Origin of the sequence: Bacillus sp. UNC438CL73TsuS30, from assembly GCF_000482325.1 — a bacterium.
Classification (GTDB): Bacteria; Bacillota; Bacilli; order Bacillales; family Cytobacillaceae; genus Neobacillus.
Genome location: NZ_AXVA01000035.1, coordinates 1 through 16,114 on the forward strand (window position 1 = coordinate 1; position 16,114 = coordinate 16,114).

Sequence of the window (16,114 nt, forward strand, 5' to 3'; positions counted from 1 at the left end):
GAAAAGGATTATCCGGTATTAGCTCCGGTTTCCCGAAGTTATCCCAGTCTTACAGGCAGGTTGCCCACGTGTTACTCACCCGTCCGCCGCTAACCAAAAGAGCTGCGCTCCTATTGATTCGCTCGACTTGCATGTATTAGGCACGCCGCCAGCGTTCGTCCTGAGCCAGGATCAAACTCTCCAAGAAAGTTGATATAGCTCATTTGTTACGTTGGCTCATGTTCTCTATATAATAGAAGAAACATGATTATTATTGTTTGTTGACGTTTTTGTTTGTTTAGTTTTCAAAGAACAACTTTTTAAAGCAGAGTATTAATATATCATCCCATCTTCATTACGTCAATTATTTTTCTAAAATAATTTTTCGTTTGAATCAGCGACGTTTTCTATCTTAACAGAAATATTTTTCAATATCAACCCTTTTTTTCAGAGTGAATTGTTTTTCTGTTCATCGCACTATTTGTTCGGCGACAAGAAGTAATATTACTAGATTGCTAGACACAAGTCAACCACTTTATAAAAAAACTTTAGATTTAGGTCTGAAATAACTTTCTCTGAGAGTTCAAATCGAATAACCGTTTACATAAAAAAAATCCTCCACGGATGAAAATTACAAATATTGGTGATTAATAAATAATAAATCTTTATCTCATGAAGGGGCAACAGAACATGAACCAAATCCCTCCCTTTCGAAGACAAAGGGCGTACCTTTCTCAATTTACAACAAGTCAACTTCATTTAAAAAACCCTTGGGTTGTTGCCTTTTTTTCCTTTTCCTATCCTGGATTCGGACACCTTATGCAGCATCGGTATATAGTGGGGTTTATTTTGATTCTATGGGAAACCTTTATTAACGGGATGGCAAAGGTAAACTTAGGGATCTTCTATTCCTTATTAGGTAACTTTGACAAAGCCAAAGAGGTACTAGATGAAAGGTGGTTAATTCTCTATATAGCCATTTATATGTTCGGCATCTGGGATGGATATCGGACCACCATTGACTTAAACAAACAATATGTATTGGCAGACCGTGAGGATGCCCCCATGTTGAATATTAAAATGGGATCTTGGGATATGAACTACTTAGATAAACGGAAGCCTTGGCTAGCGTTAGTCTGGTCAGCCTTGTTCCCTGGTCTCGGTCATCTTTATCTACATAATGTCGTTTCAGGATTCTTTATTTTTATTTATACCGTCGGGATTTGTTATTACGGCCATATCCTTTATGCGATACACTTATCAATGCTTGGTGATTTTACACAGGCTAAAGAGACGATCAATATGCAATGGGCGCTTTATTTTCCATCCATCTACTTTTTCATCATTTACGATGCCTATGTTTCTGCAGTTGAGAACAATAAACTGTTCGAAAAAGAAATGGCCGCATATTTAAGAAAAAACTATCAAAAGATTCATTTTAAAACTCCCCTATAAAGGATTGTGAATACCATGTTAGTAATTGCTACCTACGAAAATTCAATATTTATCGAATTAGCGATTACAGAGCTTAAACAAAACGGCCTTTCGACCGAAAAGATCTTTGCTGCACCGCTTGATAAGAGAGCCGGAAAAAGACAACTGTTTGATACTATCCATAGAGCGGATGGATTGAGTCTATTTGACGGTGCAGCAATCCTCGGGACCTGTTTCATGCTACTAGGGTCTATCTATGGATTTATTTTAAAATGGGGCCCGATTATCTGGGGAATTATCGGAGCGATTTTCGGTCTTCTTTTAGGCTTTCTTCTAAAACTATTGATTGTAAAAAAAGGAAAAAGAGGGTCAAAAAACATTAGTTCCGAAATTGTCTTGATGATTCGGTGTGAAGAAGATCAATGGAAAACCATCGAAAAAATATTATGGGATAACGGAGCACTTGGTTTAACTAAATTAGACAGGAATTAATCAAATGCCAACAAAGCCTCAGTCTCTGTTGGCATTTTGATTTTTTGGGTTTTACAGATTGCCATAACACTTTTCAACCGAGCGGGAGGTCAGACCCCAACTACCACCCACCATACTCCCTCACCAAATCTAGATTGATTTTCCCCTGTTCCAAGTCTGAAAAGGCTTGGTCGAGTATAGATACAGCTAATTCAATTTCTTGTTTGGTGATGGTGAGTGGCGGGGTGATTTCAATGACATTGCTGTGGATGCCTACGTAAAAAACGAGCAGCCCGAGCTCATAGCAGCGGTAACAAATAGCAGCCGTTTTTTCAGCGGCAGGCTTTTTCGTTACTCTGTCTTCCACCAACTCGACACCAATCGCAAGCCCTTTTCCACGAACATCCCCAATCCACTCATACTTCTCCTGGAGACCTTTTAACTGGCCAATAAAATATTCCCCATTAACCCTAGCATTCTCAACTAACCGTTCCTCTTCAATAATCCGCAAATTTTCGAGTGATGCCGCACTACAGACAGGATTCCCGCTCATCGTAAACATATGTATCCCCGTGCCCACATCAAGAATTTCACGTCTAGCTACAACCGAACTGATCGGCAGCCCACCTCCAAGCGACTTACCAATCACAACAGCATCCGGAACAACCCCGCAATGGTCAAACGAAAACCATTTACCCGTCCGCCCAAGACCCACTTTCACCTCATCAAAAATGAGATGAATACCATGGCGCCTGCAAACCTCTTCAAGCCGCGGCAGGAAATCCTCTGGCGGAACAATCAGCCCGCCATCACTCTGAATTCCCTCAATAATGATTCCAGCCGTATCACCGGGCGGACAAATTGTCGAAAACACTTCCTGTTCTAAATATCCAATAACCTGATCTGTTAGACGCTTCGTCTCCCCGAATGGCGGTCGATACGGATTCGGATAAGGAATTTTCACTACATTGCCGCTGCCGATAAAACCCGCTTGAGCAGGATGCCCAGAAAGCGAAAGCGATCCCATCGTTTGCCCATGATACGAACCCATAAAAGAAATCATTCTGGAACGCCTCTTTTCAAGCGGAACCAATTTCGCAATACAATCATTCGCATCAGAACCAGAATGGCCAAACCAAACCTTTTTAGAAAAGTCACCTGGTGTTATCTCAAGCAATTTCTCAGCCAAAGAAACCATCGTCGACTCCGGAGCAGAAAGCTGCGATGTAAACGATAAAACATCATATTTTTCTTTAATCGCCGCACCCACACGAGGATGTCCATAGCCAATATTCGCAACAGCCCAGCCAGCCGCTATATCCAAATATTCCTTTCCTGATTGGTCTATCACCCGCGTACCCTTCGCAGCTTTTACCGCAATAGGGTAAAAACGAATTTTTAAACTGTCCGCAATCATTTGACCTTCCGCATCAAGAAACGTGTTATCCAAACCCTCTCCCCCTTAAAAGAAAATCTGAAATTTTTTCAGCTTATAATTGAGATTTTGCCTTGAAATCCCCAGCTGTTCCGCCGCCTTCGTAATATTACCTTGCGCCTGATTCATCGCTTGTTCAATCATGACACGCTCCAGCCTTTCAATCTGCTCAGGAAGACTTCCTGAAAACGACGATAAAGGTTCATGACTTAGCGTACTCTCTACCTGCTGAATTTTATTTTTAAAAATAGGCGGCAAATGATTGAAGCCGATGGTCCGCTCATCATAAACAAGGTTAAGGCAGCCTTCGATAACATGCTCTAGCTGTCTGACATTCCCAGGCCACCCAAAATTCATAAAATAATGAAAAACATCCTGGTCTAACCCATCCACCCGTACATCTAATAGATCAGCATGTTTGGTAATAAAGTGATCAATTAATACCCGTAAATCCTCCTTCCGATTTCGTAAAGGCGGAATCTCGAGGTTCACCACACCAAGCCGATAATACAAATCCTCACGAAGCCGTTGGTTGGCGATTGCTTCTAATGGTTCCTCATTCATCGTAGCAACGATTCTTACATCAATATCAATGACCTTTGTCGAACCAAGGCGCTGTACCTTCCGTTCCTGAATCACCCGCAATAACTTCGCCTGCAGATTAATGCTCATCGAATTGATTTCATCGAGCATAAGAGTCCCGCCCTGGGCTTGTTCAAAAAGTCCCGGACGGTTGACAGCACCGGTAAAGCTTCCTGCCGTCGTTCCAAACAACAAGCTTTCAAGTAAAGACTCAGGGAGTGCTGCACAATTTTGCGCGATAAACGGTTTGTCTTTTCTAGGACTCTCATTATGGATACTCTGTGCAAACAGCTCCTTACCCGTTCCTGTTTCGCCCACAATGAGAATATTGGATTTTGACCTTGCCGACCGGCGTGCCTGTTCAACTGATTGAGCCATCTCCCTGCTCGAAAAAATAATGTCTTCAAACTGAAACCGGGTATTATTTTTCTGTGAAGAGAAAGGATTTGAGGATTCTAAATCACCCTTACCCTGTTTTTGCAGTTGCAAGATGGTATCAGAAAGATGCTTTTGTTCCGTGATATCTTTCAATATTTCAATGACTCCCGAAACATTTTCATTTAGCACCAACGGGACCGTTCGTGCTAATGTGGTAATCGCCTTCCCGTGTGAGGAAAATTTCGTTTCCCTGTGATGAAGCGTCCTTCTCGTTCGCAGCGAGGTCAATAAGGTGCTTGTATTTTCATCGACATTCCAAACATCCTGTACCCTTTTATTTCGAACCGCCTCAGGTTCCAATGTATCCATCTCACCTGCTTTAAGGTTATAAAAGAGAATCCTTCCCTGTTCATCAATGACAGAGATCCCTTCTTCTAACTGATCCAGAATCAAATTAAATAATTGCTTCGTTTTCTTTAATTCCTGAATTTGATGCTGCAGTAACTGAACTTGGGAGATATCCTTCAAAAATAGCAGGTACAACTCGTTATTTTCAAAAAAGGAGATATTGGCTACTAATTGTTTGGTCCCCAGAAGAATAGAAACTCCTGTTTTCCCCTTCTTTTGAAGGCATTTTTTAAAATCCTCGGATGGAATCAACTCATAAATCGAAGCACCAATAAGCGTAGAAGGACTTTCCGAGAACAAACGCGCCGCCGGACGGTTTAAGGACAAAATCGTCCCTTGTTCATTAAACAGGATGATACTTTCGAACGAATGGTTCCAAACATCTAAAAATGATAAACGAAACTGCTCATCCACTTTAATCACCACCCTTTCCGAAAAAATTCTAAGCGAAAAAAATTTGTCACCCTTTAAACTGTAAACTCTTTCTACCAAAATATTAACATATTGAAAGATAGATAAAACAGAAAATTCGGTATAGTATTAAAAATAGAAAAATATTTTTCTGAAAAATATTTTTCTTTCAACATTTTTTTGCGGCTAATAGAATTCAACTTTTCCTACAATAGCCTTGATTCCCCCTAATTCTGAATATTCAAAACCAGTTGGCATAAAACTTGCTAGTATTCATAGTGAAACCGTAAAGGAGGAATTACCAAATGATGAAAGTATCTTTAAAAAATGTTCAAGCCATTGATGTTCATGCACACCCCTACACAGCAAACATAGAACCATACACTCCAGAAGAGTTTGTCAGAAAGCTGTCCCTAGCCGTTATTCCAAACCAAATACCTGCCAATTACGAAAGACTACCCAAACAGCCATTCCCTGGAACCAATATGTGGATGCAAATCCTTGTTAAGCGTTTAGCAAAATATTTTTCATGCGAGCCAACCCTTGAAGCGGTAGTCGAGCAGCGCAATGCGAGAGCAGTCGATTTTAAAAAATATACTCGCGATCTCTTTTCAGATGCAAGACTGACCGGAGTAGTCGGTGATTTTGGTTACCCGCAACCGCCATTAAGCAAAGCAGAATATGCCGACCTTTGCGGAGCCCGTATCTGGGAAATCCACCGAATCGAACCTGCCATGGTTCAGCTTAGTCAAGAATGCGAATCGTTTGCTGACTTTAACGAAAAATATCGAGCAAACCTGACAGAAGCGTTAAATACAAAAGGAATTGTTGGATTAAAATCGATTATTGCCTACAGAAGTGGATTGGAAATCGCTCCAATGGATGAGCAGGCTGCGGCAGCAGAGTACGCAGAATTTAAACTCAATACCCGTGCCGTTGTAAAAAAGTTCCGTGACTATTGCCTACATATAGCAATGGAAGAATGTACGAAGGCGGATAAGGTCATGCATATTCACACTGGTGTCGGTGACGGGGAAGTTGTCCTTTCGAAAGCAAGCCCGAGCTTCCTTATCGACATGCTACGCGATAAAAAATATGAAAATACCAAAGTACATCTCGTTCACGGTGGTTATCCATGGATGGAGGAAGCGGCGTTTATTGTCAGCATCCTTCCGAATGTCTATATGGATATCTCTTTGCAAAATCCTTTCAGTGGACACGGGGTGAAACGAATTTTATCTCAAGTATTCGAATTTGCGCCATTTGACAAGGTGATGTACGGCTCTGATGCCTTTACCGTACCGGAAATGAACTGGATGGGCGTCCATCTGTTCAAAGAGTCCTTTGAAGAAGTACTAAACTCCTGGGTTGATTCAGATTACATGGATGTCGAAACCGCACAGGCCATTGGAGAAATGGTCCTATACCGAAACTATGAAAATGTTTATCAAAAGTACATGAAGGAGGCTGCTGTATGTCAAACAATAAGCAAATAGTGACAGAGATGATTCCGCAAAAGAAACTCGGGTTTTGGGCGATTTGGGCACTTGGAGTAGGGTCCGTGATTGGGGACGGAATCTTCCTCCTGATGGGACAAGGGATTGCCACAGCAGGTCCAAGTTCCATCGTTGCCTATGGAATTGCTGGATTATCACAACTTTTCCTCATGATTGCACTTGGTGAATTAGCGGTAGGAATGCCAAATGCCGGGGCCATGTCCCATTGGGTCGAACGGTTTATGGGAAGTTGGTGGGGATTTTTGTCCGGATTTGCCTTTGCACTTGGCTGGGTCATTTGCGGCGGCAGCGTCGGAATCGCCATCGGCAGAATCACCATGTGGTTTTTCCCCCAGCTAAAAGGGGATCTATGGCCGGCGTTTTTTGCCATCCTGTTTTTGACGATTTTCGCCGTTTTAAATATTCTTGGAACCGAAATTGCAGCCAAAACGCAGCTTCTATTAGTCATCATCATGACAGTGGTAATGGCTCTTTTCTCCATTATTGGACTGAAAGATATTAATATCCATAATTTCACGCCATTCATGCCACACGGTTCTAAAGGGTTTTGGGCAGCCATTCCATTAGGCACTTATGCTTACTTGGGTGCTGTAACCTTAGCAACCGCCGGCGGCGAGGTGAAAAATCCAAAAGATCTTCCGAAAGCATTGGTCTGGTCCAGTATTACCTTCTTAGTTTTATACACAGCAGCACAGTTTGTCTTACAAGGCATTATCCCATGGAATAAAGTGACGATTGATGATTCGCCATTTACCGTTGCAGCCAATCAAGTATTCGGCATTGCTGGTGCCTATATCATGAATATGACAGCATGGATTGCAGCAGCCACTTGTCTATTAATGGGGACCTTATATGCTGCTTCCCGGATATTTTACGCACAAGCGAAAAGCGGATACCTCCCTGCATTCTTCGGACGTCTTCATCCAAAAACAGGGACTCCGGTCAATGGGATTATTGTTGTCTGGGCTGCATCGGTTGCCTTAATTATCTTAGGGATGATCAATCCCGATTTCCTTTACGTCGAATTATCGAACCAATTGGTGTTTGCATGGCTGGTTTCCTGGACATTAGCCTTAATTGCAAGCGTTCTTTATCGAAAAAATGCCAAATCAGAAGTACTTCAACTCCCATGGAAACAGCCGCTCTATCCTTTGTTTCCGATTCTAGGTTTTATCGGAATCGCCATCGTCTTTTACGGCAGTTTCATCGGAACTCCAATGACCCTTTTACGCGGTGTAATCTGGATGGGCGTACTCTTTCTTCTGTTTAAAGTTTTCAATAAATCGAGAACGATTTCTACTACTGATAGAAAAAAAGAATCTATATAAGTGAAAGGATTTTTAGAATGATCATAAAAGAGGAAATTCAAGTAAGCGAAGATGTCACGCAAAAATTAATTGAAATACGCCGACATCTCCATCAACATCCTGAGTTATCCTTTCAGGAATACAATACCTGTGGATATATCGCTAGAGTATTAGAAGAATGGGGAATTCCTTATAATAGAATTGGAGAAACAGGAATTTTTGTTGATATTATTGGCGGGAACAGACAGGGGCCTCAAATCGGCATACGGGCAGATATCGATGCCCTTCCGATTCAGGAACAAACGGGGCTTTCCTTTTCATCCGCCAATCGAGGAGTCATGCATGCATGCGGACACGATGGTCATACGACCATTCTCCTCGGAACCGTATACCAGCTTCATAGATTAAGAGACAAATTCTCAGGACGTGTTCGCTGCATTTTTCAACCCGGCGAGGAGGCGGACGGTGCTGCCCAGCAGCTGATTGAGCTTGGCGTGCTTGAGAATCCCTCCGTTGACGCAATGCTGGCCCTGCATTTATGGCCGCATCTGCCGCATGGAACGATTGGGATTAAATATGGTGCCATTACAGCCTCGTGTGATGATTTTACCATTGAAATTGAAGGCAAAAGCGGCCATAGTGCGCGACCACATCAAGCGATTGATGCCATTAGCATCAGTTCGCAGATCATCCAAGCCCTTCATATGCTCGTCACTAAATCTAGTAACCCGGTAGAACCGGTCGTGGTTCATATTGGAAAAATTAACGGCGGGACTGCCAGCAACATCGTCGCCGACAAAGTAGTTTTGGAAGGAACAACCCGTGCCGTCACCTTTGAAACAAGGGGAAAATTAAAATCACAGCTGTTTGATTTATGTGAAAGTATCGCAAAAAGCTTTGGTGGAAAAGCCAATGTTCACTTTAAAGATGGTCATCCACCGGTCATTAACAGTGACTGGGTAACGAAAGCAGTTGAAGATTGTGCAGCTGAACTATTTGGTTCGGAAAAAGTGGTTCAGTTAAAGGAACCATCAATGGGTGCAGACGACTTTGGGGCATTTGCCCAAATCGTTCCAAGTACGTATTTCAGACTTGGTACTGCACTAGAAGGAAAACCGGCATTTGATTTGCATCATCCGCAATTTGAATTTGATGAATCCATCATTCCAATCGGGGTGCAGTTATTTACCTCAACCGTATTAACGAAACTATCAAGAGGGGTTGAAGAAAATGTTAGTAAAAGATAAACAAATAATGACAAAAGAAACCGTATTAGAAATCGTGAAGGAGAATAAAATTGAATTTATCCGCGTTGAATTTCTCGATTATGCCGGCATCACCCGCGGCCGGACAATTCGTCCGCTCCAGCTAAAAGATGCGATGGATAAAGGGATTAATTTTAGTACAGCGATTATGAGCTTCGATGTATTTGATGAATATATTCCGAACCCAGCATTTGGTGCGAACGATGGGGACTTCTTTGCCATTCCTGATCCACAAACCTTTGCCATCCTTCCCTATCGAAAAAACACAGCACGGATGCTTTGTGATTTAGTCGATATTAACGGCGAACCATGGCATGGCTGCCCAAGAAGTGCTTTAAAACGGCTTCTCAATGAGGTCGAAACCCTTCTTGGCGGAAAAATGAATATGGCCTTTGAACAAGAAGCTTATTTATTAAAAGAAGTCGACGGTCAACTTGTACCCGCCGACAATAGCCATTGTTTTTCGATCGAAGGAGCAGATATTCAGGAGGATTTCATTCAAGATTTTGTGTACGCCCTTGACGCAATGGGCGTTGAAACCGAGCAATTATCAAGTGAATATGGCCCCGGCCAGCTTGAAATCAATTTAAAATATACAAATGCCCTAAAAGCCGCTGACGATCAGGTTACGTTCATGCATCTATATAAGCAAATTGCCCGTGACAAAGGATTAGTAGGCACCCTAATGCCAAAGCCATTTCAAAACCATGCCGGCAGTGGTCTCCATGTTCATATTAGTTTATTTGATGAAGGTGAGAATCTTTTTGAAGACTCCACGGATCAACGCGGTTTGGATATGTCCGAAAAAGCCTACCACTTTATTGGCGGACTGTTAAAGCATGCCTCTTCGCTCATCGCGATTGGTGCTCCAAGTATTAACTCATACAAGCGGATGCAACCTGGATCCTTTGCGCCTGCACATATTTGTTATGGTTCAGGAAACCGTTCGGTATTAGTGCGGATTCCTGAAAAAAGAAGGACAAGACGCTTCGAATTCAGGGGCGCTGATGGGACTTGTAATCCGTATCTGCTTGCCGCCTGCCTTGTGGCAGCAGGTCTTCGCGGAATTCAGAATCAACTTGACCCAGGTGAGCCAGTTGAGTTTGATGTGAGCACGGTAAGTGAATACCAATTGAAAGAAAGAGGCATCAAATGGGTACCAAGAAGCCTAAATGAAGCCATTAACGCCTTAGCCGAAGATTCAGTCCTAGCACAAACCATCGGCCGCACCATCTGGGAAGAGTTTATCAATATCAAAAGAACCGAATGGGACAAGTATTCAAAATATGTAAGTGATTGGGAAAGGAACCTGTTTGCAGCGCGGTTTTAACCAATTGATCAAGGAGCATGATGTTTTCATGCTTCCTTTTTTATGGAAGTTTCTCCATTGAAATTGTCGATAAAATCGTAATTTGTGTTGATATCCAGTGAAAAAGTGTTGATATATTCCGAGTTTATGTTGATATACTCTATAAAAGTGTTGATATCATTATAATTTGTGTTGATATCCCCCAAAAATAGGTTGAATAAACGACTCCAATGCACGGGAATAGAAAATGAGGTAAACTTATGAAACAATAACTCTATATTCTACGTATAAGTTAATGACAAAATGATTTTAATGAAAGGAAATTATGGGTTTGAAACTGAAACGATTTGGAAGCTTTATGTTTATACTTTTTCTAGCGATTTTCGTTTACCTATATATTGCGTCTCAAATGCAAACAAAGAATCCCCCCGTTTCCTTACCCACTGGGCTCAACCCAATGGTAAAAGAAGCAACCAATCAATTAATCCAGCAAACTGCGAAAAAAGGCATCACGGTTGTGATTACTGATGGCTTCCGCAGCGCTGAAGACCAGGATCAACTTTATAAAAAAGGTCGTACATCCGGTGGAACCATTGTTACGTATGCCAGGGGCGGAGAGTCTTTTCATAATTATGGACTTGCCGTTGATTTTGCGCTAAAAACTCCTTCCTCCAATGTGATTTGGGATCGGAATTACGATGGAAATCAAAATGGAATACCAGATTGGAACGAAGTAGTGGCCATCGCAAAAGGTTTAGGATTTCAATGGGGCGGTGATTGGCCCCAATTTAAAGATTATCCGCATTTACAAATGGACTTTGGCTTAACACTCGCCGATTTACAGAACGGCAAGCGACCACCTGAATCATCATTAACCAATAAATAAAATAAACTATAAGCAGGAATTTTTTTAAAGGAGGTGCTTTTTTGAAAAAAAGCGTGAAGAAATCCTCTTGGGGCATACTGGGCACATTAGGATTACTATTACTTGGCAAACTAAAATATCTTTTGGTCGCTTTTAAAATCCTTAAACTCCAAACACTGATCAGCATGTTCCTTACGCTCGGAACATACGCCATTATTTTTGGCTGGCAATTTGCCGCAGCCCTCGTCTACCTGTTGTTTGTTCATGAGATGGGGCATTTATATGCGGCCAAAAAGCTAAAACTCTCTGTCAGCCCGGCCGTATTTATTCCTTTTATCGGTGCAGCGATTGGACTAAAGGAAATGCCAAAAAGCGCAAAAGAGGAAGGATACTTGGCATACATGGGACCCCTTTTTGGGTTATTCTCCTTTTTGCCAGCCATTCCCTTATACTTCCTCACACATGAACCATTTTGGGCGCTTTGCATCATCTTAGGCGGGACCATTAATTTATTTAATTTAATCCCGATCACACCATTAGATGGCGGAAGAATCGCCGCCGGAATCAGCACCAAGCTATGGGGCTTAGGGATTGTATTGTTAGTGGTATTTTCAATTAAGTTAGGAAGTTTTATAGGCTTTTTGATTGTCATCTTGGGTTCGATTGAATGGTACAGAACCTATAAAAAACAAAAAAGTCTAAATTCCAGCAAAGAAGAAGTCGAAAAACTTGGTCTCCTATTATACAAATTAAAGCAAACCTCGAACCATGTAGGATTCATTCAACCGATTCTGAAAGAAGTAAATTGGAACATTTCTCAACCGGAAGTGAAAAAGGCTTTTGATACACTTGTGTCTGAAATTGAAAAAATGAGCAAGAATTTTTACCTTCAGCAATTATCCGGTGTCCCTAATCTAAGCGAAGAAGCGCAAATCGAAAATGAACAAGTGATTCAACAAACTCTAATCCAATTCGAAAAAGTCATAGAAGAGTATAAAAAAGATGTACAAATAACGGAAACCTATTACAAAACAGATAAGAAAACGAAGTGGCAATTATTTTTAATCTATCTTGGTTTAATCGTTGCCCTGTCAATTAGTTATTTTTTTGGAAACGAAATTCTAATGAACCATCCGGAAATCCGAAATGCTTTGAACCGTTAAAAAATAGGTCAGCCCCACGGGTGTCTGACCTATTTTTTCAAAATCATTGCGCATAATCCCAAACAATCCTCCATTCACCCTTTTCCTTTAATACGAATACATTTTGGTGAATATCAAAATTGCCAAATTTCCCTTTGAAGCTTTGGACGACGGGGACCTTATAGACATGTTGGAACGATGGCCCTTTTTGCGACATCTGCCATTTCCCCAATTCCTCCGGGCTGCCAACCTTATACGTGAAAGTTTCCACGCCAAAATCATTCATAAACACATGCGCCCGAGTCTGAATATAATTACTTTTATTGAACTTCTCTTTCATCGATGAATGAAACAACCCCCACGAACCGGCAAAATCGCTATCCTGCTCGTAATGATAAAAATCCTCGACCACACCTTTTACCTGGCTATCCTCAGAAGAAAAACTCCATCGAAGCACTTGAAAAACAACCAGAGCACCCACAACCAGCAAAGCTCCAACAACAATCCTCTTTAATTGAGCGGATCTCCTATACATGAAAATCTCCTTTTAAAAAACTAATCAATCTAGAATATGCACCAACCTGTCCTGATAGTATAATTTCCATGGAACGACACCCTTCCCCTTTTTTCCTGTTTAACCAATCATTTGATTAAAAACGCCAGAAATGCTTGAAGCACAAGGCTGGACACTAGTAAAACCCTAAAAAAATTGTCGAGAACTGGAACAAATAAAAAAGGAGAAGTGCCTCAAACACCTCTCCAAAACAAGATTATTGTTTCGTTGTATCCAGCCCTCGAAGCAGCAGATTATGGAGTTTCAACTGATCAGAAGTCAATTGAATCTTCTCAACCTCTTTTACCGTATTCACATAATCCCCACCCTCTACAACAGGCAAAGTCCCTCCATCCGCTCCCTTGCCTGCAAGAGAAAAATCATAATAGGTCAATTTCTTTTGTGAGTCTTCCAAAGACTTTATTTTTTTTCGTAAAGAATTTAAATCCTCCTCTTGAATCTCCTTCTTATGGTAAACTTCCTCCAGCTCATTTTTTAAATCCTTTAACTCATTACTGAGATCATGAATAATCCCTTCCTGTTTCCTTCTTTCCTCCAAAAGATCATGCAAATTTGTTTTCGTTTCCCGAATCGAATTAACCATTTCATCAGCATTACCCGCCAACCGATTTAATACCATCAATTGCTTCGTCAATAACTCATTTTCCAGATCATACGGATAACGGAGCTGATGGTCGACTTCACTCCAGCCTTCTTCAAAAATCGTCCGTACTTGAATCTCGGCAATCGTCATTTCCTTCGTAATTTGGCTCTCAATCAAATAATGCCACGAACGGTATCCGGCCGGATGTTCTTCAAAGTCAAAATGCTCGCTGTACTTTCGAATCTCGGCATCATTATAATCCCCTTTACGAAAATAAATCTTCGCCCGCTCATGGAGATTCCATGTATCTCTTATTTTTTCATCGATATGAATCGCTTGATCCTTATATAAATGGAGAACGCGAATTCCTAGTAAATCTGTTACCTCTGTTCTGTAATTTCCCACGGTAATTTTATAATCCCGATTTACCTTCTTTTTGCTAATCGTCTTCCGTATGATTTTTTCAACTAAATGCTCTGGGTCCTTCACCCGTGTCCGAACCGAATGAACATCCGGATGACTTTGAAGAATGGCTAGCAAGGGAGAAGTGGCTGCCTTTAAGGTAGGGATAAACTCCAGAAAATCTTGGTAGATCTGAATAACCTCCGACCAAACAAGGCCAGCCTCATTGAATTCTCCTTCATCAATATTATAAGATTTGAAAAACGGTTGCTGTTGGTTTTCTAAAGACATATGCATTTCCCCTTTTAACGGCAATTTTCCCACCAACAAACTCTATAATGCTCTATTCTTCCTGTAGTTCTTAGGGAATATTAGCCAAATCAAAATAGATTCAAAATATTTTTGATTAAAATTCCGCTTTCTAATTCATACTAAAACAGATAAAAAATGGGATTTCAACTGATTGAATCTGATAACTGGAGAAATGGACTATGTTTTTTGGAAAAAAACAATTACAAAAGAACATGGAACAAAACAATCACCAGGGCATAGACACTAAACTCCATCACCAAAGGTCCTTATCCATTTGTTTAACCGAAAACATCGAACGCCTGCAATCCATCTACACGGATTGCTCCGATATCATTTTTCGTCATTTTTTGATTGGTAACAAAACGAATGCCGCTCTGATTTATGTGGACGGGATGGCAAATACCGAAGAAATTGATCAGCATGTCCTTCACCCTTTAATGGGACAGGAGACGGACTCAGATGTACAATCCATTCTTAAAAAAAAGCTAACGATTTCAGGTGTAAGTGAGGTTAGAACCTTCAATGAAGTCGTAAAAGAGGTCTCATCAGGAAACCCGGTTGTTTTAATCGATCAGCAACCAGCAGGATTCTCTACTGGACTATCCAAATGGGAGCAACGTTCGATTCAGGAACCAACTGCTGAAACCGTCGTTCGCGGTCCAAGAGATGGCTTTATCGAAACAATCAGTACCAATATTGTCTTGATTCGCAGAAAAATCAAGAGCCCAAACCTTAAAACGAAAACCATTCAAGTAGGGAAATATAGCCAAACCAAAGTGGTCATCCTGTATATGGAGGGAATCGCGGATCAAAAAATCATCGAGGAAGTCCAAAACCGCTTAAACCGAATCGAGATCGATGGGATTTTAGAAAGTGGGTACCTTGAGGAATTTATAAAGGATTATCCTTATTCTCCGTTTCCACAAGTATTAAATACGGAACGGCCCGATGTTACGGCGGCAAGTCTTCTGGAGGGAAATGTGGTCATTTTAACAGATGGGACACCTTTTGCTCTGATTGCTCCCACTACTTTCTATTCCTTGCTGCAATCGGCAGAGGATTATTATGAAGGATTTCTCAGTGGCACATTGATCCGCTGGCTTCGTTATATCTTTTTATTAATTGCTTTGCTGCTTCCCTCTGTCTATGTGGCCATTCTTACCTACCATCAAGAAATGATTCCTACTTCACTTTTGATTAGTGTTGCCAAGTCTCGGGAGCAAATTCCATTTCCGGCACTCATCGAAGCGCTTCTGATGGAAATTACCTTCGAAGCCTTAAGAGAAGCAGGTATTCGTCTGCCTAAAAATATTGGTTCAGCGATTAGCATTGTTGGAGCGTTGGTTATCGGTCAAGCAGCGGTTTCTGCGGGGCTCGTTTCTGCACCAATGGTCATCGTAGTGGCGATTACAGGAATTTCTTCTTTTTTAATCCCACGTTACAGTGCCTCGATTGCCCTGAGAATTCTTCGTTTCCCCATTATGTTTCTTGCCGGAACACTCGGACTCGTAGGAATTATGCTTGCGCTTCTTACCATTATTGTTCATATGTGTACCATCCGTTCCTTTGGCATTCCCTATCTTCAGCCAATGGCACCGATGAAAAAATCCGATATGAAGGATGTTTTAATCAGAGCCCCTTGGTGGTCGCTAAAAAAACGCCCGAACTGGAGCAGTAAATATAATCAAATTCGGCAGTCAAACAACCAAAAACCTTCTCCTAACAATGAAAACGAATAAG

13 protein-coding genes and 1 rRNA gene are annotated in these 16,114 nt (G+C 41.4%); 9 read left to right on the forward strand and 5 right to left on the reverse strand.

What is annotated here, in order from left to right:
- Nucleotides 1–187 (reverse strand): 16S ribosomal RNA (locus M028_RS0112395); the annotation flags it as partial.
- A 482-nt stretch (nt 188–669) separates the two neighbouring features.
- Here M028_RS0112395 and M028_RS0112400 point away from each other — a divergent pair.
- Both M028_RS0112400 and M028_RS0112405 read left to right on the forward strand, forming a co-directional pair.
- Complete coding sequence (locus M028_RS0112400; protein WP_026574179.1) at nt 670–1,434, forward strand: hypothetical protein; 765 nt, start codon at nt 670–672, stop codon at nt 1,432–1,434.
- Between the two features lie 15 nt (nt 1,435–1,449).
- Nucleotides 1,450–1,905, forward strand: coding sequence for a hypothetical protein (locus tag M028_RS0112405; protein WP_026574180.1), 456 nt, complete (start codon nt 1,450–1,452; stop codon nt 1,903–1,905).
- Nucleotides 1,906–2,005: 100 nt separating this feature from the next.
- Here the strand turns inward: M028_RS0112405 and M028_RS0112410 are convergent, their stop codons facing one another.
- Both M028_RS0112410 and M028_RS0112415 read right to left on the reverse strand, forming a co-directional pair.
- Entirely contained in the window at nt 2,006–3,334 is a 1,329-nt protein-coding gene (locus M028_RS0112410) for an aspartate aminotransferase family protein (protein WP_026574181.1), read from the reverse strand.
- Between the two features lie 12 nt (nt 3,335–3,346).
- Nucleotides 3,347–5,101, reverse strand: a complete 1,755-nt coding sequence (locus M028_RS0112415) for a sigma-54-dependent Fis family transcriptional regulator (RefSeq protein WP_026574182.1) — start codon at nt 5,099–5,101, stop codon at nt 3,347–3,349.
- A 302-nt stretch (nt 5,102–5,403) separates the two neighbouring features.
- On the opposite strand from M028_RS0112415, the gene M028_RS0112420 reads away from it, so the two are divergent.
- The 6 genes from M028_RS0112420 to M028_RS29885 all read left to right on the forward strand — a co-directional run bounded on the left by M028_RS0112420 (nt 5,404) and on the right by M028_RS29885 (nt 12,524).
- Nucleotides 5,404–6,594, forward strand: a complete 1,191-nt coding sequence (locus tag M028_RS0112420) for an amidohydrolase family protein (RefSeq protein ID WP_026574183.1) — start codon at nt 5,404–5,406, stop codon at nt 6,592–6,594.
- Nucleotides 6,573–7,943, forward strand: a complete 1,371-nt coding sequence (locus M028_RS29875; protein WP_035424111.1) for an APC family permease — start codon at nt 6,573–6,575, stop codon at nt 7,941–7,943. The genes M028_RS0112420 and M028_RS29875 overlap by 22 nt, the downstream gene beginning before the upstream one ends.
- Nucleotides 7,944–7,960: 17 nt before the next feature.
- On the forward strand, nt 7,961–9,169 hold the full coding sequence (locus M028_RS29880; protein ID WP_035424112.1) for a M20 metallopeptidase family protein: 1,209 nt from the start codon (nt 7,961–7,963) through the stop codon (nt 9,167–9,169).
- The gene (locus M028_RS0112435; protein WP_231510806.1) at nt 9,153–10,517 is read left to right on the forward strand and encodes a glutamine synthetase family protein; all 1,365 of its coding nucleotides are present in this window, start codon (nt 9,153–9,155) and stop codon (nt 10,515–10,517) included. Before M028_RS29880 ends, M028_RS0112435 begins: the two co-directional genes overlap by 17 nt.
- A 304-nt stretch (nt 10,518–10,821) precedes the next feature.
- Nucleotides 10,822–11,382, forward strand: a complete 561-nt coding sequence (locus tag M028_RS0112440; protein ID WP_026574185.1) for a M15 family metallopeptidase — start codon at nt 10,822–10,824, stop codon at nt 11,380–11,382.
- Nucleotides 11,383–11,423: 41 nt separating this feature from the next.
- Nucleotides 11,424–12,524 carry a site-2 protease family protein gene (locus M028_RS29885; protein WP_035424113.1) on the forward strand — a complete coding sequence of 367 codons (1,101 nt, stop codon included), beginning with the start codon at nt 11,424–11,426 and terminating at the stop codon, nt 12,522–12,524.
- A gap of 43 nt (nt 12,525–12,567) precedes the next feature.
- Here M028_RS29885 and M028_RS0112450 read toward each other — a convergent pair whose 3' ends face one another.
- Both M028_RS0112450 and M028_RS29890 read right to left on the reverse strand, forming a co-directional pair.
- Nucleotides 12,568–13,038, reverse strand: a complete 471-nt coding sequence (locus M028_RS0112450) for a hypothetical protein (protein ID WP_026574186.1) — start codon at nt 13,036–13,038, stop codon at nt 12,568–12,570.
- A 235-nt stretch (nt 13,039–13,273) separates the two neighbouring features.
- Entirely contained in the window at nt 13,274–14,353 is a 1,080-nt protein-coding gene (locus M028_RS29890) for a hypothetical protein (RefSeq protein WP_051591020.1), read from the reverse strand.
- Between the two features lie 200 nt (nt 14,354–14,553).
- Here M028_RS29890 and M028_RS0112460 point away from each other — a divergent pair, with 200 nt between their 5' ends.
- The gene (locus tag M028_RS0112460; RefSeq protein ID WP_026574187.1) at nt 14,554–16,113 is read left to right on the forward strand and encodes a spore germination protein; all 1,560 of its coding nucleotides are present in this window, start codon (nt 14,554–14,556) and stop codon (nt 16,111–16,113) included.
- Nucleotide 16,114 lies beyond the last annotated feature (1 nt).